Raw genomic sequence first — 26386 nt, forward strand, 5'->3', positions numbered from 1 at the left:
GCCGTTCTTGTCAGCTAGCAGCGCAGATTACGCTTCGTCGCCGTGGTGTTGCTGGATTTCGATGTCTTGCAGCGCTTCGGCAGCTTCGCCAGCCAGCGAGGCTTTCTCGGCCAGCAGCAGGGCTTGACGCTCTTCCACTTCCCACGCTTCTTTCTCTTTGCGTGCGCGGTGGAAGGCCAGGCCCGTACCGCCAGGAATCAGACGGCCGACGATGACGTTCTCTTTCAGGCCGCGCAGACCATCGCGCTTACCCATGATCGCCGCTTCGGTCAGCACGCGGGTGGTTTCCTGGAACGATGCGGCCGAGATGAACGAATCGGTCGACAGCGATGCCTTGGTAATACCCAGCAAGACGTTTTCGTAGGTCGCTGGAATCTTGTTCTCAACGGCCATGCGATCGTTCTCGTCCAGCAGTTCCGAACGCTCTACCTGCTCGCCAACGATGTAGTTGGTGTCGCCGGCATTGACGATCTGTACGCGGCGCAGCATCTGACGCACGATCACTTCGATGTGCTTGTCATTGATCTTCACGCCTTGCAGACGGTACACGTCCTGCACTTCGTCGACGATGTAACGTGCCAGCGCTTCGATACCCAGCAGGCGCAGGATGTCTTGTGGATCGGCCGGGCCGTCCACGATCATCTCGCCCTTGTTCACGACTTGGCCGTCATGCACCAGCACTTGTTTGTCCTTGGTGATCAAGAACTCATGCTTGTTGCCGTCCATGTCCGTGATTTCCAGACGCTGCTTGCCCTTGGTTTCTTTACCGAACGCAACCGTACCCGTGACTTCCGCCAGCATACCGGCATCTTTCGGCGAGCGCGCTTCGAACAGTTCCGCAACGCGTGGCAGACCACCGGTAATATCGCGCGTTTTTTGCGATTCGGTAGGAATACGTGCCAGCACTTCACCAACCGATACCTGTTGACCGTCCTTCACCATGATCAGCGCGCCGACCTGGAAGCCGATCGCCACCGAGTGTTCGGTGCCGGCGATCTTGACTTCTTCGTTCGCGTCGTTGATCAGCTTGACTTGCGGACGCAGGGTCTTGGTCAGCGAACCGCGACGCTTCGCATCGATCGCCACCAGGGTGGACAGACCGGTCACTTCGTCGACCTGACGGGCCACGGTGACGCCTTCTTCGACGTTCTCGAAACGCACTTGACCGGCGTATTCGGTAATGATCGGACGGGTCAGCGGATCCCACGTTGCCAGGGCCGTACCGGCCTTGATGACCATGCCGTCCTTGACGATCAGGGTCGCACCGTACGGTACTTTATGACGCTCACGCTCACGGCCATGGTCGTCGGTGATCAGCACTTCGCCGGAACGGGAAATGACGATTTGCGCGCCCTTGCCGTTCGTCACGTAACGCATGGTTGCCGTGAAGCGGATGGTACCGTTCGACTTGGCTTCGACCGACGATGCCACTGCCGCACGCGATGCCGCACCACCAATGTGGAACGTACGCATGGTCAGCTGGGTACCCGGCTCACCAATCGACTGCGCTGCCACCACACCGACGGCTTCGCCGGCGTTGACCAGCATGCCGCGGCCCAGGTCGCGGCCATAGCACTTGGCGCACAGGCCGAAGCGCGTGTCGCAAGTCAGTGGCGTGCGGACCTTGACTTCATCGATGGACAGACGCTCGATCTCTTCGACCATGTCTTCGTCCATCAGGGTGCCGGCTTCGTACAGCGTTTCCTGGGTTTCAGGATTGACGACGTCATGCACCACCACGCGGCCGAGGATACGGTCGCGCAACGGTTCGATGACTTCACCACCTTCGACCAGTGCCTTCATGACGGCGCCGTTCATGGTGCCGCAATCGTCCTCGATCACCACCAGATCTTGCGTCACGTCAACCAGACGACGCGTCAGGTAACCGGAGTTAGCCGTTTTCAGCGCCGTATCGGCCAGACCTTTACGTGCACCGTGGGTCGAAATGAAGTACTGCAAAACGTTCAGACCTTCGCGGAAGTTCGCGGTAATCGGCGTTTCGATAATCGAGCCATCCGGCTTCGCCATCAGACCACGCATACCGGCCAACTGACGAATCTGGGCTGCGGAACCGCGCGCGCCGGAGTCGGCCATCATGTAAATGGCGTTGAACGATTCTTGCGTCGACTTGGTGCCGTCGCGGCGGATCACGTCTTCGACTTTGAGCTGGTCCATCATGGCCTTGCCGACTTCATCCGAGGTCTTGCCCCAGATATCGACGACCTTGTTGTAACGCTCGCCGGCGGTCACGAGACCCGAGGCGTATTGCTGTTCGATCTGCTTGACTTCCGATTCGGCCGTCGCGATCAGGGTGACTTTTTGAGGCGGTACCAGCATGTCGTCGACGCAGATCGAGATACCGGCGCGTGTCGCCAGGCGGAAACCCGATTGCATCAGTTTGTCTGCGAACACCACGGTGGCGCGCAGGCCGCACTTGCGGAACGACGTGTTGATCAGCTTGGAAATTTCTTTCTTTTTCAGCGCGCGGTTCAGCACCGAGAAAGGCAGGCCCTTAGGCAGGATTTCCGACAGGATCGCACGGCCGATCGTCGTTTCGTAGCGGGTAACCGTTTTCTCGAATTCGCCCGTTTCGGCGTTTTTCGGGTATTCGGTAATACGCACGGTGACGCGGGTCGTCAGTTCGACTTCCTTGTTGTCGTAGGCGCGGATCACTTCCGACACGTCAGGGAACATCATCCCTTCGTTCTTCGCATTGATCGCTTCGCGGGTCGCGTAGTACAGACCCAGCACGATATCCTGCGACGGCACGATCGACGGTTCGCCGTTCGATGGGAACAGGATGTTGTTCGATGCCAGCATCAGGGTGCGTGCTTCCATCTGCGCTTCGATCGACAGAGGAACGTGGACCGCCATTTGGTCACCGTCAAAGTCGGCGTTGAATGCGGCGCAGACGAGCGGATGCAGCTGGATGGCCTTGCCTTCAATCAGGACGGGCTCGAAGGCCTGGATACCCAGGCGGTGCAGCGTAGGTGCGCGGTTCAACATGATCGGATGTTCACGGATCACGTCTTCCAGGATGTCCCACACGACCGGCTCTTGAATCTCGACCAGCTTTTTAGCGGCCTTGATCGTGGTCGCCAGACCCATCAGTTCCAGTTTATTGAAAATGAATGGTTTGAACAGTTCCAGCGCCATCAGTTTCGGCAAGCCGCACTGATGCAGTTTCAATTGCGGGCCCACGACGATGACCGAACGACCGGAGTAATCGACGCGTTTGCCCAGCAAGTTTTGACGGAAACGGCCGCCCTTGCCCTTGATCATTTCTGCCAGCGATTTCAGCGGACGCTTGTTGGCGCCGGTCATCGCTTTGCCGCGACGGCCGTTGTCCAGCAGCGAATCGACCGCTTCTTGCAGCATGCGCTTTTCGTTGCGCGTGATGATCTCTGGAGCGCGCAGCTCCATCAGGCGTTTCAGACGGTTGTTACGGTTGATGACGCGGCGATACAGATCGTTCAGATCCGAGGTCGCGAAACGGCCACCATCCAGCGGTACCAGCGGACGCAGTTCCGGCGGCAGCACCGGCAGCACTTCCATGATCATCCAGTCAGGCTTGATGCCCGAACGTTGGAACGCTTCCAGCACTTTCAGGCGCTTCGCGTATTTCTTGATCTTGGCTTCGGATTTCGATTCCTTCAGTTCCACGCGCAGGGTTTCGGCATCGCGGTGGATGTCGATCGAGCGCAGCAGTTCACGGATACCTTCGGCGCCCATGAAGGCGGTGAAGTCGTCGCCGTACTCTTCGTACTTGGCGGCGTAGTCGTCTTCCGACATGATCTGGCACTTCTTCAGCGGGGTCATGCCTGGATCGGTCACGACGTATGCTTCAAAGTACAGCACGCGTTCGATGTCCCGCAGGGTCATGTCCAGGACCATGCCCAGACGCGACGGCAGCGATTTCAGGAACCAGATGTGCGCGGTTGGCGAGGCCAGCTCGATGTGACCCATGCGCTCGCGGCGCACCTTGGCCAGCGTGACTTCGACGCCGCACTTTTCGCAGATCACGCCGCGGTGTTTCAGGCGCTTGTACTTGCCGCACAGGCATTCGTAGTCCTTGATCGGGCCAAAGATCTTGGCGCAGAACAGGCCGTCGCGCTCAGGCTTGAAGGTACGATAGTTGATGGTTTCCGGCTTTTTGACTTCGCCGTAGGACCACGAACGGATTTTCTCAGGCGAAGCGAGACCGATCTTGATTGCATCGAAGGTCTCGTTGGTCTGTACTTGCTTGAATAGATCGAGCAGTGCTTTCATGTATCACTCCAGAGGTGATTAAATTTCTATATTCCTGAGACTACATTGCCCGGCATGGTTTCCCAGCCGGGCTTTGTGTTTCCCAAACCAAATGACAGGTGGCTGTCGTTTAGTTGCGTTCGAGGTCGATATCGATACCGAGCGAACGGATTTCCTTGACCAGCACGTTGAACGATTCCGGCATGCCGGCGTCGATCACGTGGTCGCCCTTGACGAGGTTTTCGTACACTTTGGTACGGCCATTCACGTCATCGGACTTGACGGTCAACATCTCTTGCAAGACATACGACGCGCCATACGCTTCCAGTGCCCAGACTTCCATCTCACCGAAACGCTGACCACCGAACTGGGCTTTACCGCCCAGTGGCTGTTGCGTCACCAGCGAGTACGGACCGGTCGAACGCGCATGCATCTTGTCATCGACCAAGTGATGCAGTTTCAGCATGTGCATGACGCCGACGGTGACCTTGCGCTCGAACGCTTCACCGGTGCGACCGTCATACATGGTCACCTGGTTTTTCGACGCGGTCATGCCCAGGTTCTTGGCGATGTCGTCCGGATACGCCAGGTCCAGCATGCGGCGGATCTCTTCTTCATTGGCACCGTCGAACACTGGCGTGGCGAATGGAACACCTTTTTTCAGGTTTTCCGCCAGCTTCATGATCTCTTCGTCGTCGAAGTCGTTCAGCTCTTCAGCACGGCCGTTATCGTTGTAGATCGTCGTCAGGTACTTGCGCACTTGCTCGACCTTGGTTTGCGCCTTCAGCATTTCGCCGATGCGGATACCCAGACCCTTGGCAGCCCAGCCCAAGTGAGTCTCGAGAATCTGACCAACGTTCATCCGCGAAGGAACGCCCAGCGGGTTCAGCACAACGTCGGCTGGCGTGCCGTCGGCCATGTATGGCATGTCTTCCACAGGAACAATACGGGAAACCACACCCTTGTTACCGTGGCGACCCGCCATCTTGTCGCCCGACTGCAGGCGGCGTTTCACGGCCAGGTACACCTTGACCATTTTTTGCACGCCTGGTTGCAGCTCATCGCCTTGCGTCAATTTCTTGCGCTTCTCTTCGAAGGCCAGATCGAACTGGTGACGCTTCTCGTTGATCGATTCCTTGATCGCTTCCAGCGCTACCGCCGCATCGTCGTCCGCAGGGCGGATGTCGAACCAGTGGTATTTGTCCAGATCGGCCAGGTAATCCTTGGTGATCTTGGCGCCTTTGGCCAGCTTTTTAGGGCCGCCGTTGACGACTTTGCCGATCAGCATTTTTTCCAGACGCTGGAAGGCATCGCCTTCCACGATACGCATCTGGTCGTTCAAATCCAGACGGAAGCGTTTCAGTTCGTCATCGATAATTTGCTGGGCACGCTTGTCGCGCACGATGCCTTCACGGGTGAAGACTTGCACGTCGATCACGGTACCGATCATGCCCGAAGGCACGCGCAGCGAAGTGTCTTTCACGTCCGATGCTTTTTCGCCGAAAATCGCGCGCAGCAGCTTCTCTTCCGGGGTCAGCTGGGTTTCGCCCTTAGGCGTCACTTTACCGACCAGGGTGTCGCCAGCCTGCACTTCAGCGCCGATGTAGACGATACCGGACTCATCCAGACGTGCCAGCTGATTTTCAGCCAGGTTCGAGATGTCGCGCGTAATTTCTTCCGCGCCCAGTTTCGTGTCACGGGCCACCACCGACAACTCTTCGATGTGAATCGAGGTGTAGCGGTCGTCCTTGACGACGTTTTCCGAGATCAGGATCGAATCCTCGAAGTTCAGACCATTCCATGGCATGAAGGCCACGGTCATGTTCTGGCCCAGAGCCAATTCACCCAGGTCGGTCGATGCGCCGTCGGCGATCACGTCGCGCTTGGCGACACGGTCGCCCACTTGCACGATAGGACGCTGGTTGATGTTGGTGTTCTGGTTCGAACGGGTGTACTTGATCAGGTTGTAGATGTCGACGCCCACTTCACCAGCTTGCGCTTCGTCATCGTTGACGCGAATCACGACACGGCCCGCATCGATGTAATCGACGATACCGCCACGCAGGGCTTGCACGGTGGTGCCCGAGTCGACCGCAACGGTGCGTTCGATACCGGTACCGACCAGCGCTTTTTCCGGACGCAAGCAAGGCACAGCCTGGCGTTGCATGTTGGCGCCCATCAATGCACGGTTTGCATCATCGTGTTCGAGGAACGGAATCAGCGAGGCAGCGACGGAAACGATCTGGCCCGGCGCCACGTCCATGTACTGGATGCGCTCTGGGGATACCAGGATGGTTTCGCCGGCTTCACGGGCCGAGACCAGTTCATCGGACAGCATGCCTTCGTCGTTGATGGTCGCATTCGCCTGAGCGATGATGTAGCGGCCTTCTTCGATGGCGGACAGATAGTCGATCTGATCGGTAATCTTGGAGCCTTCGACCTTGCGGTACGGGGTTTCCAGGAAGCCGTATTCATTCAGGCGGGCATACAGAGCCAGCGAGTTGATCAGACCAATGTTCGGACCTTCCGGTGTCTCGATCGGGCAGACGCGGCCGTAGTGGGTCGGATGCACGTCGCGCACTTCAAAGCCGGCGCGTTCGCGTGTCAGACCGCCGGGTCCCAGAGCCGATACGCGGCGCTTGTGGGTAATTTCCGACAGAGGATTGGTTTGGTCCATGAACTGCGACAGCTGGGACGAACCGAAGAACTCGCGAATCGCGGCCGAAATCGGCTTCGAGTTGATCAGGTCGTGCGGCATCAGGTTGTCCGCTTCGGCTTGGCCGAGGCGTTCCTTGACGGCGCGCTCAACACGCACCAGGCCGGCGCGGAATTGATTCTCAGCCAGTTCGCCCACGCAACGTACGCGACGGTTACCCAGGTGATCGATATCGTCGACTTCGCCGCGGCCATTGCGCAGTTCCACCAGGATCTTGATCACGGCCAGCACGTCTTCGTTCGACAGGGTCATGGCGCCCGTCAGTTCATCGCGGCCAATGCGGCGGTTGAACTTCATGCGGCCCACGGCCGACAGGTCGTAGCGGTCCGAGTTGTAGAACAGGCCGTTGAACAGCGCTTCAACGGAGTCTTCCGTTGGCGGTTCGCCTGGACGCATCATGCGGTAGATCGCCACTTTCGCGGCCATCTGGTCGGCGGTGTCGTCGATACGCAGGGTTTGCGAGATGTAGGCGCCCTGATCCAGGTCGTTCGTGTACAACGTTTGGATTTCGGAAATGTTGGCATCGCGCAAACGACCCAGCAAGTCTTCGGTCAGCTCATCGTTCGCGGAAGCGACGACTTCGCCGGTGTCGCCATCGACGATGTTCTTCGCCAATACGCGGCCCAGCAGGTAGTCTTCCGGTACGGAAATGTGCTTGATGCCGGCAGCTTCGATATCACGCACGTGCTTGGCGTTGATACGCTTGTCTTTCAGGACCAGGGTCTTGCCCGACTTGTCGACGATGTCGAAACGCGCAACTTCACCGCGCAGACGCTCGGCAACGAATTCCATTTCCGCGCCTTCGGAGCGCAGGTTGAAATTGTCGAAGACAAAGAAGTTGGCCAGGATTTGCTCATGCGACATGCCGATTGCCTTGAGCAAAATCGTCACAGGCATCTTGCGGCGGCGGTCGACGCGGAAGAACAGGATGTCTTTCGGGTCGAACTCGAAGTCCAGCCACGAACCGCGGTAAGGAATGATACGCGCGGAGAACAGCAGCTTGCCCGACGAGTGGGTCTTGCCGCGGTCGTGCTCGAAGAACACGCCAGGCGAACGGTGCAGCTGGGAAACGATAACCCGCTCAGTGCCGTTGATCACGAACGAACCGGTGGTCGTCATGAGCGGCAATTCGCCCATGTAGACTTCCTGTTCCTTCATTTCCTTGACGACTGGCTTGGTTGGCGATTCCTTGTCCAGGATCACCAGGCGCACTTTCGCGCGCAGCGGCGACGCGAACGTCAGGCCACGTTGTTGACATTCTTTGACGTCAAAGGCAGGATCGCCCAGAACGTACGACAAGAATTCGAGACGCGCAAAACCATTGTGCGAAACGATAGGGAAAATCGAGGTGAAAGCCGACTGCAGGCCATCATTCTTGCGGCCGGACGGTGCTATGTCCTCTTGCAAGAAGCTATGATAAGACTCGAGCTGGGTCGCCAGCAGGAACGGAACGTGGTGAACGTTGGCGCGCTTCGCGAATGATTTGCGAATGCGTTTCTTCTCAGTAAATGAGTAGTGCATGGACACTCCGTGAGTGACAGAAAGGATAGAAAATTCAGGTTTTGCAAGTGTTCGTTTGCACCGCTGCGTGTGACACAGACGAAACCTCAAGGCTCTGCTTTCCGGCTTGAATCGAATAAAAACTGCTGCTACAACTACATGACAAATACGATGCAGACGACAAAGGAGCCAAAGTCGGATTTCCCCCCTTGCGAGGGGAAACCTCAGACTTTGACTCGGGCGCTAACTGACGCCGGTACAGATATTACTTGATCGAAGCGGTTGCGCCGGCTTCTACCAGTTTCTTCTGTGCTGCTTCAGCGTCAGCTTTCGACACTGCTTCTTTCACAGTTTTTGGTGCGCCATCGACCAGGTCTTTAGCTTCTTTCAAGCCCAGGCCGGTGATTTCGCGAACTGCTTTAATAACGCCAACTTTGTTTGCGCCGAAGGTGTCAAGGATGACGTTGAATTCGGTTTGTTCTTCAGCTGCTGCTGCTGGGCCTGCTGCAGGACCGGCCGAAGCCATTGCTGCTGCGGACACGCCGAATTTTTCTTCGAATGCTTTAACCAGGTCGTTCAGGTCCATTACGGACATGGCGCTAACTGCTTCCAGGATATCGTCTTTGCTAATTGCCATTTTGAAACTCCTAAATTTATTACGTTAGTTACATCAGATTGGTACTGAGAGAAAAAAGCGCGCGCAATTAAGCGGCTGCTGGGGCTTCTTCTGCTGCTGCTTCTGCAGGAGCTTCGGCGCCTTCGCCTTTTTTCGCTGCCAGGGCAGCCAGACCACGTGCAAAGCCCGAAACCGGAGCCAGCATAACGCCCAACAACTGCGAAATGAGAACTTCACGGCTAGGAATGCTCGCCAACGCGGTGACAGCAGCTGTATCCAGCGGCTTGCCTGCGTAGTTACCTGCTTTGATGACCAGTTTGTCGTTGGTTTTAGCGAAGTCAGCGATGACTTTAGCTGCTGCAACGGCATCGGCCGAGATCGAGTAGATCAACGGACCGGTCATGGCATCTGCCAGGCTGGCGAATGCGGTACCTTCAACGGAGCGACGAGCCAGAGTGTTTTTCAACACACGCAGGTACACGCCTTGGGCACGCGCTTTAGCACGCAGTTGCGTCAAGTGACCAACCTGGATGCCACGATATTCGGCCACGACGATCGTTTGCGCAGCTGCTACTTGTGCGGAAACTTCGGCGACGACGGCCTTTTTGTCATTCAGATTGAGACTCACGGTCAACCTCCTTAAATGATGTTCGGCAATCACAACCGAGTGGTTGAGCGCCTTGCATCGGTTCGAACACGGCGTCCGAAGTCAAGAAGTACTAAACTGAGCGGATACATTCACGCAGCATGAGGACTACAAAACTTGTTCGGGTACACCATCTGCGTTGGGCACTTCCCGTTGCCGGAAAGTCTATTAACCTTCTGCACATGTGGTCGCAGTCGGCCCAACGGTCTTTGATTGTCTGCCTGCCTGGTGCGAACACCGGGCAGACAGCCCAAAGATGCGCCCGCAGCGCCCGAAGGCGCTACAGGACTTGATTCTGTTACTTAAGCTGCCAGGCTAGCCTGGTCAACACGGACGCCAGCGCCCATGGTCGACGACAGCGAAACTTTGCGCAGGTACACGCCTTTGCTCGATGCTGGCTTGGCTTTGTTCAGGGCGTCGATCAGTGCGACCAGATTCGATTTCAGATCTGCGTCAGCGAACGATTTACGGCCGATGGTAGCGTGGATGATACCGGATTTGTCGGTACGGTACTGAACTTGACCGGCTTTCGCGTTTTTCACGGCGGTAGCGACGTCAGGAGTAACAGTGCCAACTTTCGGGTTAGGCATCATGCCGCGTGGGCCCAGGATCTGACCCAGGGTACCAACGATACGCATGGTATCTGGCGAAGCGATGACGATATCGAAAGGCATGTCGCCGGCTTTGATCTGCTCAGCCAGGTCTTCCATACCAACGATGTCGGCGCCGGCTGCTTTAGCAGCTTCCGCTTTTTCGCCCGACGCGAAGACAGCGACGCGTACGGTTTTGCCGGTACCAGCTGGCAGCACGACGGAGCCGCGCACCACTTGGTCGGATTTCTTAGGATCTACGCCCAGTTGTACCGATACGTCGATCGATTCATTGAACTTGGCCGTTGCGCACTCTTTGATCAGAGCGACAGCGTTGTCGAAAGCGTACACTTTGGTACGGTCGACTTTGGCTTTCAAAGCCTTGATACGTTTGGATAACTTAGCCATTATACAACACCTTCCACCGTGATACCAATCGAACGAGCGGAACCAGCGATGGTGCGTACAGCAGCATCCATGTCGGCAGCGGTCAGATCAGGGGTTTTCAATTTAGCGATTTCTTCAGCTTGTGCGCGGGTCAGCGTACCGACTTTGTCGGTATGTGGCTTCGGCGAACCTTTGGTGATCGCAGCAGCTTTTTTGATCAGGTAGGTTGCTGGAGGCGTCTTCATCACGAACGTGAAGGACTTGTCCGCAAACGCGGTGATCACGACTGGGATCGGCATGCCTGGTTCCATACCTTGGGTCTGCGCGTTGAACGCCTTGCAGAATTCCATGATGTTCAGACCGCGTTGACCCAGAGCTGGACCGATTGGTGGGGATGGGTTTGCTTTACCAGCTGGCACTTGCAGCTTGATAAAACCAATGATTTTCTTTGCCATGATGGCTCCTATCTTGGATTGAGTAGTAGCGCCCCGCCGATCCTACCCTGGCGGGGCTCCTCTGACCGGATTTCGCTGAGACTGCCGCGGCGCTCCTGGTGGCGCTTGATAATGCTTAAACTTTTTCGACCTGGCCGAATTCGAGTTCCACCGGAGTGGCGCGGCCGAAGATGGTGACCGAGACGCGCACCTTGGATTTCTCGTAGTTGACTTCTTCGACATTGCCGTTGAAATCGGTAAACGGACCATCCTTGATGCGGACTTGCTCGCCCACTTCGTACAAGGTCTTGGGACGGGGCTTTTCAACACCTTCCTGCATCTGGCGCATGATGGCGTCGATTTCGCGCGCGGAGATCGGCGTCGGCTTGTTCGATTTGCCACCGATGAAACCGGTAACCTTGCTGGTGTTCTTGACCAAATGCCAGCTCTCGTCCGTCATTTCCATTTCAACCAGCACATAGCCAGGATAGAAACGACGCTCGGTAACCGACTTCACACCATTCTTGACTTCAACTACTTCTTCGATCGGCACCAGGATCTGGCCGAACTGGTCTTGCATGCCCGCGCGCTCGATGCGCTCGGTCAGTGCGCGCATGACGCTTTTTTCCATGCCGGAATAAGCATGCACGACATACCAGCGCTTGCTGCTCACTGGCACGCTCAGCGCTGCACCAGTATCCGCTGCCGGAGCGTCGCCCGGAACGGACTCTTCCGCCGCTTCATCATGCACATTTTCGCTCATTATTTTTTCCAACCCAGAATTACGTCATACAACAAAAACTCGAGCAATTTATCCGTGCCCCACAGGAAAATCGCCATGACCAGCACAAAGGCAAACACGATCGCAGTGATCTGCGTGGCTTCTTTGCGGGTAGGCCAAACGACTTTCTTGGTTTCGCGCACAGCTTCTTTGGCGAAATTGAGAAATTCACGGCCGGTCGTCGAGACATACAAGAGCGCAACAGCAATAACCAAACCAGCCACAAGCGCGCTTGCACGCACCAGAGCTGGTTGGCCTGCCAGGTAATAAAACCCGACTACTCCTGCAATCGCAGCTACTATTGCCAGCGCGACTTTTATCTTGTCACTCGACGTGCTAACGGTTTGCACGGATTGATTTGACATTTTTCTACTTTCGGTGCCCTGCACCTTGACGGTGGCAGGGACGGAGGGCATCGAACCCCCAACCTTCGGTTTTGGAGACCGACGCTCTGCCAATTGAGCTACGTCCCTACGTAAAACTTTCGAGGAGTGCTATTCTACCACCCAGGACGCCCCGGGTGGAAGCATAACATTTCCTTATGCGAGGATTTTTGCAACCACGCCGGCGCCGACGGTACGACCGCCTTCACGGATAGCGAAGCGCAGGCCTTCTTCCATCGCGATCGGGTTGATCAGCTTGACGGTGATCGACACGTTATCGCCTGGCATAACCATTTCTTTGTCTGCTGGCAACTCGATCGAACCAGTTACGTCCGTCGTGCGGAAGTAGAACTGTGGACGGTAGTTGTTGAAGAATGGCGTATGACGGCCGCCTTCGTCTTTCGACAGAACATAGATCTCGCCGGTGAAGTGAGCATGCGGCTTGATCGAACCTGGCTTGGCCAGAACTTGACCACGTTGCACGTCTTCACGCTTGGTGCCGCGCAGCAGCAGACCAACGTTGTCGCCTGCTTGACCTTGGTCCAGCAGTTTGCGGAACATTTCCACGCCGGTGCAAGTCGTTTTGACGGTATCGGTGATACCGACGATTTCGATCTCTTCGCCGACTTTAACAATGCCGCGCTCGATACGACCGGTAACCACGGTACCGCGACCCGAGATCGAGAACACGTCTTCCACTGGCATCAGGAACGCACCGTCAACAGCGCGCTCTGGCGTTGGGATGTAGGCATCCAGCGCATCGGCCAGACGCAGCACTGCGTCAACGCCCATTTCGCCTTCTTTGCCTTCCAGCGCCATACGTGCCGAACCTTTGATGATTGGCAGGTCGTCGCCTGGGAATTCGTACTTCGACAACAGCTCGCGCACTTCCATTTCAACCAGTTCCAGCAGCTCTGCGTCGTCGACCAGGTCGCACTTGTTCAGGAACACGATGATGTATGGAACGCCAACTTGGCGGGCCAGCAGGATGTGTTCGCGGGTCTGTGGCATTGGGCCGTCAGCTGCGGAGCACACCAGGATCGCGCCGTCCATCTGCGCGGCACCGGTAATCATGTTTTTGATGTAGTCGGCGTGGCCTGGGCAGTCAACGTGAGCGTAGTGACGCGTTTCCGTTTCGTACTCGACGTGGGCGGTGTTAATCGTGATACCGCGCGCTTTTTCTTCTGGAGCCGCATCGATCTGGTCGTATGCCTTAGCTTCGCCGCCGAATTTCTTCGACAGAACCGTTGCGATTGCAGCGGTCAGCGTGGTTTTACCGTGGTCGACGTGGCCGATGGTGCCGACGTTGACGTGCGGCTTGGTCCGTTCGAATTTACCTTTTGCCATTTTGAACTCCTAATGATTTGATTAGATTGCTCAGGCACACGCCCGACGGTCTGGTTTGAATTGCTTCTGTGCTGCCTGCTGCGAATTCTGGTGCCCTTGACGTGGATCGAACACGTGGCCTCTCCCTTACCAAGGGAGTGCTCTACCACTGAGCTACAAGGGCTGTAATTTGTTGCATGCGATGCATCAAGCATCTGAACGGAAACTGGAGCGGGTGAAGGGAATCGAACCCTCGTCGTAAGCTTGGAAGGCTTCTGCTCTACCATTGAGCTACACCCGCGAGGTATCGTTCACTTTATCTTCACTTACTTGCTACTACCCAGTTTTCCTTGCAAAAACTTGGTGGAGGGGGCTGGATTCGAACCAGCGTACTCATAGAGAACAGATTTACAGTCTGTCGCCTTTAACCACTCGGCCACCCCTCCGCGGGAACCGCAGAGTATGAAGCATCTACTCACAACTGTCAACCTTATTTACTGATGCCTGACTGCTGCATTTGCTTATAAAGAAGAAGTTGGCTGCTTCGGGGCGTGATTATAAGCTCCCGATTTGAGAATGTGCAAGGGTTGGCGCGAAAAAGTCGTCTTTTTTCGCATTTTTTTTATCCGCCCCCCTTGCAAGCCGCATTTTCCCGTCATTTGCCCCGGTTTTACCCCTGCTCACGGGCGTCAGGCGGATGCATCCACGACGTGCCGCGCGGCTTATATTTGCGCAATAACTGCTGATGCAGGCCCGACAGCACCGGCAATTTGGGGTTGCGCGGGTCCAGGCGGCGCACGCCGGCGATGAAATCGAGCGCCTGCTGGCCCATGCGTTCATCCCAGCCGCCATGCTCCAGGCATTTCAGCACGGCCACGGCCGCGTTGAACACCACTTGCGGGTTGTCAGGCAGGCGCGTGACGGCTTCGCTCATCAGGTCGACGGCGCCGCGGAAGTCGCCCTCGCCCGCCTTGGCCGCGCCGGCCGCCACCATGTCGGCCACTTCCTGGCGGCTTTGCCGCGCCAACGCCTTGGCCAGCTCTTCGCGCCCCGCCTGTTCGAACACGGCCATGGCGCGCGTCATGGCGGCGCTGTCGGGCGCATTGCGCATCACTTCGCGCATCACCTCGGCGGCGCCATCCTCGCGCCCATGCGCCAGGCAATGGCGCGCCAATTCCGTCTTCAGCGTATTCGAGCCGCCGCCGCTATGGCGGTTGGCCGCCAGCGCCGCGTCGAGCGACTGCTGCAGCCTTTCCTCGTTGCCCGTATACGCATGCAACATGGCGCTGCACAGCGCGCTGCACAGTTCCGCGTTCTTTTGCCCGCCCATCGACTTGTCGAGGTCGCGGATCACGGCGCCCACCTGCAGCGGGTCGCCCTTGCGCACCAGCGTCTGCACGAGGCGCACATGGTCTTCCGGATCGCGGAATTCCGAATACTTGGCCTTGCTGACGACCAGTTTCAGGGCTTTCTCCGCCATCTCGATATCATCGGCGGCCAGCGCCGCCTCGCCCAGGCGGCGCAGGCGGCGCACGGCATGCGGCGACAGGGCCACCGCTTCGCTCAGCGCCGCCTGCGCCAGTTCCGGCTTGCCTTGGGCCAGATGCGTGCGGGCCAGCCAGTCATAGGCGTCGAGAAAGCGCTTGTTGTTTTCCAGCAACCCCTCCAGCGTGCCCTGCGCCGCGTCGTACTCGCCCAGCAGGAACTGCGTCTTCGCCTGGCCCAGGCGCGCCCAGCCGATGGCCTTGCTCTCATACAGCGCCGCATAGATCGGCTCGGCATCGGCCGCTTCGCCGAGCAGCAGATGCAATTCGGCGCGCAGGCGCATGAAATCGGTCGCATAGCGCGGATACAGGCTGGCGCCTTCGGTGCAGGCGGCAATCGCGGCGCGCTCGTTGCCCACGTCGATCAGCGCATACACGGGCACGAAGGCGTTGCGCTTGTCCAGCGCGCGGCCGATGCGTTCGAGCATGCTGTCAGCGGTAAACGGCTTGAGGATGTAATCGGTGGGCAGCAGCTCGACGGCGCTGACCACCTTGGCAAAGCTGCCTTCGCCCGTGACCATGAAGAACATGGTCGAGGCGTGCATCAGTTTGTGGTGGCGCAAGTCCTCCAGCATCTGCTGGCCATCCTGCCCGCCTTCGAGGTCGTACTCGCACAGGATCAGGTCATACGATTTGTTGCCCAGCATGCGGATCGCCTGGCCCGAGCTGGCCGCGTCATCGATCTTCGCCAGGCCGCACAGGTTGAGCATATTGTGCAGGCTGGCGCGCATGCCCGGATGCGGCTCGATGATCAGTGCGCTGAGACCCTTGAGTTCTTTCATGTCGTGATGTCCGAAAACTCAGCGGCGCACCACACTGGTGCATGGCGCCAGCCAGCATGAGGCTGCCGAGTATATGACGGCGCCGTGCGCAAGGGAATGGCGCGGCGCCGAAAACCAGCAAGGAAGCCGGCAAATCAGCCGGTGGCGCGCTCCGGATGCCACAGTTGCGGTTCGTGGTCGATCAGGTCGAGCAGTGCGGCCACCACTTCCGGGTCGAACTGGCTGCCGCTGCGCTGTTCGATATATTCGCGCACCTGCGGATATGGCCATGGCTCCTTGTACGGACGTTCGTGCAGCAAGGCATCGAAGACGTCGACCACGGCGACGATGCGCGCGGCCACGGGAATGTCGCGCCCCGCCAGGCCGTTCGGATAGCCGGCGCCATCGAAATGCTCATGGTGGCCGCCGGCGATCTGCGCGCCATACGTCAGGTAGCTGACGCCGTCGACCATGTTGGCGGCGCGCTCGAGGATGGTGCGCCCGACGCTGGCATGCAGCTGCATCTGCGCCCTTTCCTCGTCCGTATGCTTGCCCGGCTTCAATAGCACGGCGTCGGGCGTGGCCACCTTGCCCACGTCGTGCAGGATGCTGGCCAGGCCGATCATGTCGAGCAGCTGCGGCGTGAGCTCGTCGGCATATACGCCGCGCTGCTGCATGCGGCGGGCGATGGCGTCGGACAGCTGCTGCACGCGCCGCACATGGCCGCCCGTGTCGCTGTCGCGGAACTCGGCCAGGTCGGCCAGGGCCACCACGGTGGCTTCCTGCGCCTTGCGCAGCTGGCCGAACATGTACAGGTTGTCGAAGGCGGCGGCAATGCGCTGGCAAAACACTTCCAGCAAGTCGCGCTGGATCTGCGCCAGCGGCCACGGCGGCGTGACGGAAATGGCCAGCTCGCGGTTGCCTTCCGTATGGATGAACAGCACATTGGCCGGGTGCTCGAACTGGCTGCGCTTTTCCGCGAACGCCTTGTCGATGGTCGGCGTCAGCGCGTGGTCGGCCGGCATGGCTTCGGACTCGGCCAGCACGGCATAGGTGCCCGTGGCGGCCACCACCTCGGGCCGCCCGGCGCCGCCCTGCATCAGGCACAGCACGCCGTCGGCGCCCACGTCGAGGATGGCGCTGACCTGGTTCAGCACGCCGGAAGCGAATTCGCGCAGCGAATGGATCTGGTACAGATTGGTGGCGCCGGCCAGGATCTTGCCCAGGCCGATGCGGCTGCGCTCGAGCATCATCAGGCTCTCGTAGGCGCGCAGGGCCGAAATGACGGTGGTAAACAGCTTCTGTGTCGTCAGTTCGGTCTTGGCCTTGTAATCGTTGATGTCGTATTCGATGATGACGCGCTGCTCGGGCGCCTGGCCCGGCTGGCCCGTGCGCAGCACGACGCGCACGATGGCGTTGTTCAGGTCGGCGCGGATGCGCTTGGCGAGGATCAGGCCGGCATCATCCGTTTCCATCACCACATCGAGCAGCACCAGCGCGATATCGGGCGTGTCGCGCAGGATCTCATAAGCCTCGCGGCCGCTGTAGGCGGAGAACAGTTCCAGTTCGCGCCCCTTGAAACTGACATTGCGCAGCGCCAGCCGCGTCACCGCATGCACATCGACATCGTCATCGACAATCAAGACACGCCACAGGCGCTGGTCGGGTGCGGCCAGTCCGGCAGGACTCGCCACCGGCTCATCCTCGTCGAGCAGCCAGTTATCATCTGCATCGGCTTTGAGGTCGGTCATGGATACTCCTAAGGGGTAGATTCGCTGTGGATGCTGCTTTGACGCCTATCAAGCATAATCAGATTAGATGTTGCTTACAACAGGATTCTGCGTGTCAGCCTCGCCAGCCACCGGGCTCGGCGCAGGTACGGACGCGCCACTGCGCGTCTTGCCGCCACAACTGTCCTGCGCCGGCTCGACCGCCTGGTAGCGCACCTCGTACTTGCCCGCGCTGAGCTGCTCGACGGCCAGCTTGTCATGCGCCAGGATGAACAGATAGCGCACGTTCGAACGCCGTTCCGTGTCATACAGCTTGACGAACACGGGCGTGGCATTGGCGCGGTTGTCGATGCTCAAGGTCAGCTCGTCACCCTTGTTACTGATCGGAAAACCGTCCACATAGCCGGACTGCGCCGGCCAGGGTTCGCCATTCGGCGCCACCAGCGCCGCGGACTGGGCCGTGCCATCGCAGACGGGCTGCATGGCTTTCAAACTCAGCTGGGACACGGCCAGCACGCGGATCTCGGGCGCCCTGGCCTGCTGCGGTTCCGGCGCATACGGCTTGCCCACGGCCCAGCTATCGACCGCCACCGGCTCGCCCTTCAATGCCGGCGGCAGCAGGGCGCTGGCGCCCGGCGTTGCCGTCTCCGTGCGCGGCTTGGCGCCATCGCGCGCAAAACCGCTCCAGGCCGACACCAGCGCGGACGGCATCGGCTGGGACGTATCGAGCATCAGCAAGGCGCCCAGCCAGCCCAGCAGCAAACAGATAAACAAACTCAGCCACCAGCGCCAGTTGCGCCAGACCGGTCGCGCGCCACGCCGCGGCTTGCCCGACGGTGGCGGCACATCCTGTGCCCAGGCGTGATCATGCGCATGGTGGCGGCCATCCTTGGCCTTGCCTTCTTCGTGATGGGTGCTTTCCAGCCATTCGATTTCCCACTCCTCGGCCGCGATCCACTCGTCATGCTCGCGGCGCCGCTGGGGATCGGACAAGGTGCCATAGGCGCTGTTGAGGATAGCCATGATGCGGGCAGCCTTCTCGTCGCCGGGATTCTTGTCTGGATGATATTTCTGGCTGAGGGCCTTGTACGCGGCACGTATGACTTCCTGCGGCGCCAGGCGCGCCACTTTCAGGTTGTCATAGTGTGTATGTATCTTTCCCATCGTTCTATCTTGAAATCGGTGCGCGGCGACGGGTTCTTGCCGGATGGAACCGTGCTGTATCAATCATCATATACGATATGACAAGATAATAACCACCGGCGGACAGGAAATTGCAGGGCGTTAACGCCCTGCCTTGATATTACAGCCGGTGGCTGCGGTCGCCTGACAACAGGGTTTCCGGCAATTCCACCCGGTGTCCCACCACCAGCACCTTGAACAATTCACCCATCTCGGCCGGCGACAGCAGCTTTTGCACGGCGCTCGCCTGCGGCAGGTAAGCCTTCGCCTGCTCTGGATCCGTGCGCAGCAGCAAGTCGCCGATGCCGGCGCCCAGCAGGAAGGAGGCCTGGTTCATGTAGCCGAGCACATCGAGGCCCGCATCCTGCGCCGCCACGGCCATGGCCGTGAAATCCACGTGGGCCGTGATGTCCTGCAAGCCGGGCAGATAGAATGGCTCCGCATGGGCATGGTGGCGGTAATGGCACATCAGCGTGCCCGTGGCGCGCTGGCCCAGGTAATACTCGTGCGCGGGAAAGCCGTAATCGAACAGCACGGCCGCGCCACCCTTGCCGGCGGTCAACATGCGCGCCAGCGAACGCATGAAGCCGCAGGCGACGCCATGAATCTCGCTGACATAGCCGACCGGCAAATCGTCCGCGTCGGGCACCTGGGCGGCGATCTGCGCCGCCACCTCGGCGCCGGCAAGGCGCTCGACAAAGACAAACTGGCCATCGGCAATGCTGACGTCGAGCTCGCACCAGCCGGCGGGCGTCTTGCTGATCAGGTTGACGGGCATGGCGTCCAGCACTTCATTGCCGAACACGGCGCCTTCAAAACTGTCGGGGAAGCCGTCGAGCCACACCACCTGCGGGAAGGCGGCCAGCGCCAGCTCCTGGCGCGCGCGCAATTCGCCGGACAATTCGACGATCGCATACTGTTCTACAGGGATGCCGGCGCTGGCCGCTTCCGTCAGGATATCGCAGGCCAGCTTGCCCGTGCCGGCGCCGAATTCGAGGATGCGCGGGGCCGTTTGCGCCATAATAGCGGCTGCCACGTGGGCCAGGGTGGCGCCGAACAGGGACGAGATTTCCGGCGCGGTTGTAAAATCGCCATCTTTGCCCAGCTTGGCGGCACCGCCGCTGTAATAGCCGAGGTCGGGCGCATACAGCGCCAGCTCCATGAAGCGGACAAAGGGAATGGCGCCATCGTTGCGCGCGATTTCGGCGGCAATCTGGTGCTGCAAGGCATGGGACGCGGCCAGCGCGTCGCTATCGGGTGCGGGAAGAGACATTCCCGCATTGTAGCGAATCGGCGGGCCAGGCCGCCAGTGCCGCCAGTTCACCGACTACTTCAACCATATATAAAGTACATGAATCCAACGCACATGACGCAAGCAAGGCCGGCAGACGGCACACCCCGCGTCGCCCTCGTCACGGGCGCGGCGCGGCGTATCGGCCGCGCCATCGCGCTGGGCCTGGCGCGCGACGGCTGGGACATCGCCGTGCACTACCGCGACTCGCGCGACGACGCCATCAGCCTGGTGGCGGAAATCGAGGCGCTGGGCCGGCGCGCGCACGCCTTGCCGTGCGACCTGGCGCAGGAAGCCGGCGTGCGCCAGCTCTTGCCGCAGGCGCAGGCGGCGCTGGGCCCCGTCACTTGCGTAGTAAACAACGCATCGTTGTTTGAATACGACAATGCCGGCGATTTTTCCGTCGCCGCGCTGGACGCCCACATGCACGCCAACCTGGCCGCGCCCGTGCTGCTGGCGCAGGCCCTGTACGAAGCCACCCCAAGCGGCGGGCAAGCCGTGGTCATCAACCTGCTGGACCAAAAACTGTACAATCTCAATCCTGATTTTTTGTCGTACACCCTGTCCAAGGCGGCGCTGCTGTCGGCGACCACCATGCTGGCCCAGGCGCTGGCGCCGAAAGTGCGCGTGGTGGGCATCGCCCCCGGCATCACCATGGTCTCGGGCGAGCAAACGGCAGCCAATTTTGCCAAGGCGCATGAAAATACGCCGCTGGGCCGTTCCAGCACGCCGCAGGATGTGGCCGACTGCGTCTGCTATGTGGCCGGCGCGCGCGCGCTGACGGGCACCACCCTGCTCGTCGATGGCGGCCAGCATCTGATCGGCCTGCCGCGCGACGTCATGTTCCTGGCCAAATAATCAGCAGCCCTACCGACTACCCAACAAAAATATTAGCATTCAAGCATTCCCTTAAAAGGTAAAACTATGTCGTCCGCCCTGTCCCACCCTCGCCTGGCCGATTGCCGCCGCCTGTTCCTGCGCAATTACGAAGTCCTCATCAATATCGGCGTCTACGACTTCGAGAAAAAGGGCGAGCAGCGCGTCCTCATCAACGTCGACCTGTACATTCCCCTGGCCCTGTCGACGCCGAAGGATGACCAGCTGGAAGAGGTGGTCGACTACGACTTCATGCGCGAAACCATCGCCAAGCGCATGGCGCAAGGTCACGTGCAGTTGCAGGAAAGCCTGGTGGACGACGTGCTCGCCGCCATGCTGGCGCACCCGCGCGTGCGCGCCGCGCGCGTGTCGTCCATGAAACCGGACGTGTATCCCGACTGCGAAGGCGTGGGCGTGGAAGTATTCAAGATCAAGGATGAAGCATGAACAACGCAGTGATGGAAACGGCCGTGGAAGTCCCGGCCAACGTGGAAGCGCAGAAACTGGCGCGCAAGAAGGCGGAAAAGATCGCCCTGGAAAACAACAAGCTGCACAAGCGCCTGTGCCGCTTGGTGGGACAAGCCATCGGCGACTTCAACATGATCGAGGACGGCGACAAGGTGATGGTGTGCCTGTCGGGCGGCAAGGACAGCTATGCGCTGCTGGACATCCTGATGACCTTGCGCGAACGCGCGCCGATTCATTTCGACATCGTCGCCGTCAACCTGGACCAGAAGCAGCCGAACTTCCCCCCGGAAATCCTGCCCGCCTACCTGACGGAACTGGGCGTGGCCTTCCATATCGAAAACCAGGACACCTACAGCATCGTCAAGCGCCTGATTCCAGAAGGCAAGACCACATGCTCGCTGTGCTCGCGCCTGCGCCGCGGCATCCTGTACCGCGTGGCCGATGAGCTGGGCGCCAACAAGATCGCCCTCGGCCATCACCGCGATGACATTCTGGAAACCTTCTTCCTGAATATGTTCTTCGGCGGCAAACTGAAAGGCATGCCGGCCAAGCTGCAGTCGGACGACGGCAAGCACATCGTCATCCGCCCGATGGCGTACGTGAAGGAAGAGGACACGCAGCGCTATGCGGAAGTCAAGGGCTTCCCCATCATTCCATGCGACCTGTGCGGTTCGCAGGAAAACCTGCAGCGCAAGCAGATCAAGGGGTTGATGCGCGAATGGGACAAGAAGTTCCCCGGCCGCGTGGAAAGCATCTTCTCGGCGCTGTCGAACGTGGCGCCTTCGCACCTGATGGACCCGAAACTGTTCGGTTTCAAGGACTTGAAGGCCGATGGCGTGGCCAATCCCATGGGCGACATCGCGTTTGACGAAGAGCCATGCTCGACGCCGACCACCTTTGGCACGATCGCGCTGCAACCGCTGCAAGCCTAAGCCTCCCTGCTGAAATCGTTGTTTCGCCGCCACCGCCCAGGTGGCGGCATCCTGCCTCTTTCCCCTTGCGTCCATTTGATGTACCGTAGTCTGCTCTGCCGGTACGCGATGTGTCACGCGCGCATTCCTGTCCGGCGGTCAGCACGCATTCTTCCGACAACCTCACTGGAATGAACCATGACGCCATCCGCGCTCAAGCGCCCCCTGCTGTGTTCCCTGCTTGCCTTCAGCCTCGCCACTGCCTTCGCCGCGCCCGCGCCAACCGACCAGCAGGCGGACCGCTGGGATCTGGCCGCGCTGTACCAGAACGACGCCGCCTTCGACGCCGATGCCCAAAAGCTGTCGGCGCAGCTGCAGCAGCTGGCCGCCTGCAAGGGCCAGCTCGGCAGCACGCCCGCCCGCCTGAAAAGCTGCCTGGACCTGTACGCGGAGGCGCGCAAGCGCGTCAACACCCTGTACGTGTATGCGGCGCAGTATTACGACCAGGATACGGGCGACAGCAAGGGTAACCAGCTGAACCAGCGCGCCGCCCTGCTAGGCAATGAGTTCAACCAGGCAACGACCTTCTTGCAGCCGGAAATCCTCGCCCTGGGCGCCAGACGCATCGACGCCATGCTGGCGAAGGACAAGGGCTTGCAGCTGTACCGCTTCCAGTTGAGCAACATGCTGCGCAGCGCGCCGCACACGCTCGACGCGGCCGGCGAACAGCTGGTGGCGCAATTCGGCCTGGCGACGGGTTCCGCCGCCACCATCTACCGCACCCTGGCCAACGCGGAAATCCCGTGGCCCAGCGTGACCCTGTCCGATGGCAAGGAAGTCCGGCTCGACCAGGCGGCCTACACCAAATACCGGGGCGACGACAACCGCGCCGACCGCAAGCGGGTATTCGACGCCTTCTTCGGCAAGTGGAAGGAATATGAACGCACGTTCGGCGAGACCCTGTACGGCCAGCTGAAGACGGATGCCGCCTACGCCAAGGTGCGCCGCTATGCCGATTCGCAAAGCGCCGCGCTCGATGCCGACCACCTGCCGCCGGCCGTCTACCAGACCCTGATCGCCCAGACCAACGCCAACCTGCCCACCCTGCACCGCTATTTCAAGCTGCGCGCGCGCATGCTGGGCATCAAGGATCTGGCGTACTACGACATCTACCCGCCGCTGCTGAAAAGCGAACGCACCTTCCCGCTGGCCGACGGCAAGCAGATGATGCTGGCCTCCGTCGCGCCGCTGGGGCCCGACTATGTCAAGACCCTCGCATCGGCCGTGAACGCGCGCTGGATGGATGTCTACCCGCGCCCGCGCAAGGTAGCCGGTGCCTACATGAATGGCGACGCATATGACGTGCATCCGTATGTGCTGCTCAACTACACGGACAACTACGAAGCCGTCAGCACGCTGACGCATGAATGGGGCCACGCCATGCACTCGGTGCTGGCCAACAAGGCGCAGCCGTCGATCTATGCGCCATACAGCATCTTTGTCGCGGAAATCGCCTCGACGACGAACGAGGCGCTGCTGCTCGACGCGCGCCTGAAGCAGGCCACGGATGACGACGAGCGCCTGCTGTACCTGGGCGCGGCGCTGGAAAACCTGCGCGGCACCTTCTTCCGCCAGGCCATGTTCGCCGAGTTCGAGGCGGCCATCCACGGCAAGGTGGACAAGGGCGAGTCGCTGACGGGCGAGCAGATGACGGCCATCTATGCCGACATCCTCAAGCGCTACCACGGCGAAGCGCAGGGCGTCATGACCATCGATCCCGCCTACGCTCTGGAATGGGCCTACGTGCCGCACTTCTACCACGGCTTCTATGTGTTCCAGTACGCCACCTCGATCGCCGCGGCGCAGGATTTCTCGCAGCGCATCCTCGACAAGGAACCGGGCGCGCTGGCCGCCTACCTGAAAATGCTCAGCGCGGGCGGCTCGGCCTACCCGTATGAGCTGGTGAAGGCGGCCGGAGTCGACCTGGCATCGCCGAAGCCGTACCAGGCGCTGGTGGCGCGCATGAACGGCATCATGGACCAGATCGAGGCAATCGAAGGCAAGCGGGGAAGGTAAAACCCGACAGCGATCGTTGCAGCCGTAGGTCGGCTTGGCGCAAGGCGCCTAAGCCGACACCACCGGCAACGCCAGCAATGTGCCGGATTACGCGGCTTTGCCGCTAATCCGGCCTGCCGCTTTCTACTTCCGCCGCCGCAAACGCCGCCGCATCGCTCTCGAACATGTCTTCCAGTTCCTCGCGCGCCTGGCGCGTGAGCGACATGACTTTTTGCTGGTCCTGGAAGTGCGGCGCCACTTCCAGCAGCGTTTTCAGGTTATGCCGGCCAAAGATGCCGGCCGCGCGCTGCGCCCGCTCGGCGCTGTAGCCCACCTGCTGCAAGGTCTGCTCGCCCAGCAGCAGGGCTGCGGCGAACGTCTCGCGCTCGATCAGGGTCACGCCCCGCTTCATCAATTCATAGTAATGCGTGACGTTGCGCGCGCGCGCCAAAATCGTCAGCTGCGGCAGGCGCAGGCGCACGGCGTCGACCAAGGCCAGGCTGTCTTCCACGTTGTCGATGGCGATCACCAGCGCCTTCGCCTTCTCGATGCCGGCCGCCACCAGCAAATCCACGCGCGTGGCGTCGCCATAGAACACCTTGAAACCGAACTTGCGCAGCAGGTCGATCTGGTCGGGGTCATGGTCGAGCACCGTCACGCCGATCTTGTTGGCCGCCAGCAGGCGGCCGATGATCTGGCCGAAGCGGCCGAAACCGGCGATGACGATGGGATTGTCCTGCGCCTCGATATGGTCGTCGGGGCGGCGTTTCTTTTCGCCCTGCAGCCGCGGCGCGACAAATTTGTCATGCAACAGCAGCAGCAAGGGCGTGGCCACCATCGACAGCGTCACCACCACGACCAGCAAGGCCCCCGTTTCCGGCGTGAATACGTGCGCGGCCACGGCGGCGGCAAATACGACGAAGGCAAATTCGCCGCCCTGCGACAGCAGCAGCGCAAAGAACAGCTGCTGGCCACGCGGAATGTCGAACAGCTTCGACAGGCCGTACAGCAGGGCGATCTTGATGCCGACGAAGCCTGCCACCAGCGCCAGGATCAGCACGGGCTGGGCGCGCAGCACGCCGAAATCGACAGACATGCCGACGGCGATGAAGAACAAGCCCAGCAGCAGACCCTTGAACGGTTCCAGGTCGCTGATCAGCTCATGCCGGTATTCGGAATCGGCCAGCAGCACGCCCGCGACGAACGTGCCCAGGGCCATCGACAGGCCCACCGATTCCATCAGCACGCAGATGGCGATCACCAGCAGCAGGGCGAACGCCGTGAAAATCTCGCGCAAGTCGGTCCTGGCGATGAAGCGCAGGATGGGATTGACGAGGAAGCGCCCGCCGATCACCAGCGCCGCCAGCACGGCCGCCAGCTTGGCCACGCGCAGCCAGCCCGGTTCGCCGCCATGCGTGGCCAACCCGCCCAGCAGCGGCACCAGCGCGATCATGGGAATGGCGGCGATATCCTGGAACAGCAGGATGGAAAAGCCGGCGGAACCGGCCGGCGTGCTCATTAATTTACGTTCGCCCAGGGTGGCCAGCACGATGGCCGTCGACGACAGCGACAGGCCCAGCGCGCCCACCAGCGCCGTGCGCCAGTCCACGCCGAAGGCCATGGCGGCCGCGCACAGGCCCGCGCTGACGAGGGCCACCTGCGCCCCGCCCCAGCCGAAGATGGGACGGCGCAGCAGCCACAAGCGCTTCGGCTCCAGCTCCAGGCCGATCAGGAACAGCAGCAGCACCACGCCGAATTCGGAGAAGCTGAGGATCACCTCGACATTCTTGATCAGCCCCAAACCCCACGGCCCGATGACGATGCCGGCCACCAGGTAGCCCAGCACGGCGCCCATGCCCAGGCGCTTGGCCAGCGGCACCATGATGATGGCCGCCACCAGGTAAAACAGTATGTTGATGAGGAAGCTGTGGTGTTCCATGC

General features: G+C 60.1%; 18 protein-coding genes and 4 tRNA genes. 4 read left to right on the forward strand and 18 right to left on the reverse strand.

Going from position 1 to position 26386, the window contains the following annotated elements; genetic code table 11:
- Window positions 1–27: 27 nt before the first annotated feature.
- From rpoC to YQ44_RS25220, 17 genes are all read right to left on the reverse strand, one after another.
- Window positions 28–4269 (reverse strand): DNA-directed RNA polymerase subunit beta', encoded by a 4242-nt coding sequence (gene rpoC / locus YQ44_RS25140; RefSeq protein WP_071325697.1) that lies wholly within the window; start codon window positions 4267–4269, stop codon window positions 28–30.
- Window positions 4270–4378: 109 nt separating this feature from the next.
- The gene (gene rpoB / locus YQ44_RS25145; protein ID WP_071325698.1) at window positions 4379–8485 is read right to left on the reverse strand and encodes a DNA-directed RNA polymerase subunit beta; all 4107 of its coding nucleotides are present in this window, start codon (window positions 8483–8485) and stop codon (window positions 4379–4381) included.
- 244 nt (window positions 8486–8729) lie between these two features.
- Window positions 8730–9101, reverse strand: coding sequence for a 50S ribosomal protein L7/L12 (rplL, locus tag YQ44_RS25150; RefSeq protein WP_034753136.1), 372 nt, complete (start codon window positions 9099–9101; stop codon window positions 8730–8732).
- Window positions 9102–9168: 67 nt separating this feature from the next.
- Window positions 9169–9708: a 50S ribosomal protein L10 gene (gene rplJ / locus YQ44_RS25155; RefSeq protein ID WP_071326751.1), complete on the reverse strand. Its 540-nt coding sequence runs from the start codon at window positions 9706–9708 to the stop codon at window positions 9169–9171.
- A 320-nt stretch (window positions 9709–10028) separates the two neighbouring features.
- The gene (gene rplA / locus YQ44_RS25160; RefSeq protein ID WP_034753134.1) at window positions 10029–10724 is read right to left on the reverse strand and encodes a 50S ribosomal protein L1; all 696 of its coding nucleotides are present in this window, start codon (window positions 10722–10724) and stop codon (window positions 10029–10031) included.
- On the reverse strand, window positions 10724–11158 hold the full coding sequence (gene rplK / locus YQ44_RS25165) for a 50S ribosomal protein L11 (protein WP_034783246.1): 435 nt from the start codon (window positions 11156–11158) through the stop codon (window positions 10724–10726). Before rplK ends, rplA begins: the two co-directional genes overlap by 1 nt.
- Before the next feature lie 115 nt (window positions 11159–11273).
- Entirely contained in the window at window positions 11274–11900 is a 627-nt protein-coding gene (gene nusG / locus YQ44_RS25170; protein ID WP_071325699.1) for a transcription termination/antitermination protein NusG, read from the reverse strand.
- Complete coding sequence (secE, locus tag YQ44_RS25175) at window positions 11900–12283, reverse strand: preprotein translocase subunit SecE (protein ID WP_010394308.1); 384 nt, start codon at window positions 12281–12283, stop codon at window positions 11900–11902. Before secE ends, nusG begins: the two co-directional genes overlap by 1 nt.
- A gap of 32 nt (window positions 12284–12315) precedes the next feature.
- Window positions 12316–12391: transfer RNA gene (locus YQ44_RS25180), tRNA-Trp, on the reverse strand.
- Between the two features lie 66 nt (window positions 12392–12457).
- Window positions 12458–13648, reverse strand: coding sequence for an elongation factor Tu (gene tuf / locus YQ44_RS25185; protein WP_034753125.1), 1191 nt, complete (start codon window positions 13646–13648; stop codon window positions 12458–12460).
- An 88-nt stretch (window positions 13649–13736) separates the two neighbouring features.
- Window positions 13737–13811, reverse strand: a tRNA-Thr gene (locus tag YQ44_RS25190).
- A 43-nt stretch (window positions 13812–13854) separates the two neighbouring features.
- Window positions 13855–13928: transfer RNA gene (locus tag YQ44_RS25195), tRNA-Gly, on the reverse strand.
- A gap of 60 nt (window positions 13929–13988) precedes the next feature.
- Window positions 13989–14073: transfer RNA gene (locus YQ44_RS25200), tRNA-Tyr, on the reverse strand.
- Window positions 14074–14297: 224 nt separating this feature from the next.
- Window positions 14298–15953 (reverse strand): tetratricopeptide repeat-containing response regulator, encoded by a 1656-nt coding sequence (locus YQ44_RS25205; RefSeq protein ID WP_071325700.1) that lies wholly within the window; start codon window positions 15951–15953, stop codon window positions 14298–14300.
- Between the two features lie 134 nt (window positions 15954–16087).
- On the reverse strand, window positions 16088–17683 hold the full coding sequence (locus tag YQ44_RS25210; protein WP_071325701.1) for a DUF3369 domain-containing protein: 1596 nt from the start codon (window positions 17681–17683) through the stop codon (window positions 16088–16090).
- A 63-nt stretch (window positions 17684–17746) separates the two neighbouring features.
- Window positions 17747–18826, reverse strand: coding sequence for a J domain-containing protein (locus YQ44_RS25215; protein ID WP_071325702.1), 1080 nt, complete (start codon window positions 18824–18826; stop codon window positions 17747–17749).
- Between the two features lie 139 nt (window positions 18827–18965).
- Window positions 18966–20117 (reverse strand): class I SAM-dependent methyltransferase, encoded by a 1152-nt coding sequence (locus tag YQ44_RS25220; RefSeq protein WP_071325703.1) that lies wholly within the window; start codon window positions 20115–20117, stop codon window positions 18966–18968.
- Between the two features lie 78 nt (window positions 20118–20195).
- On the opposite strand from YQ44_RS25220, the gene YQ44_RS25225 reads away from it, so the two are divergent.
- The 4 genes from YQ44_RS25225 (at window position 20196) to pepF (ending at window position 24466) form a co-directional block, all read left to right on the forward strand.
- The gene (locus YQ44_RS25225) at window positions 20196–20993 is read left to right on the forward strand and encodes an SDR family oxidoreductase (protein ID WP_232250993.1); all 798 of its coding nucleotides are present in this window, start codon (window positions 20196–20198) and stop codon (window positions 20991–20993) included.
- Window positions 20994–21059: 66 nt separating this feature from the next.
- The gene (locus YQ44_RS25230) at window positions 21060–21458 is read left to right on the forward strand and encodes a dihydroneopterin aldolase (RefSeq protein WP_046682033.1); all 399 of its coding nucleotides are present in this window, start codon (window positions 21060–21062) and stop codon (window positions 21456–21458) included.
- On the forward strand, window positions 21455–22411 hold the full coding sequence (gene ttcA / locus YQ44_RS25235; protein WP_071325705.1) for a tRNA 2-thiocytidine(32) synthetase TtcA: 957 nt from the start codon (window positions 21455–21457) through the stop codon (window positions 22409–22411). Before YQ44_RS25230 ends, ttcA begins: the two co-directional genes overlap by 4 nt.
- A gap of 177 nt (window positions 22412–22588) precedes the next feature.
- Entirely contained in the window at window positions 22589–24466 is a 1878-nt protein-coding gene (gene pepF, locus YQ44_RS25240) for an oligoendopeptidase F (protein ID WP_071325706.1), read from the forward strand.
- 103 nt (window positions 24467–24569) lie between these two features.
- Here the strand turns inward: pepF and kefC are convergent, their stop codons facing one another.
- Complete coding sequence (gene kefC / locus YQ44_RS25245) at window positions 24570–26384, reverse strand: glutathione-regulated potassium-efflux system protein KefC (protein WP_071325707.1); 1815 nt, start codon at window positions 26382–26384, stop codon at window positions 24570–24572.
- Window positions 26385–26386: the final 2 nt, after the last annotated feature.

This window comes from Janthinobacterium sp. 1_2014MBL_MicDiv (genome assembly GCF_001865675.1).
Classification (GTDB): domain Bacteria; phylum Pseudomonadota; class Gammaproteobacteria; order Burkholderiales; family Burkholderiaceae_D; genus Janthinobacterium.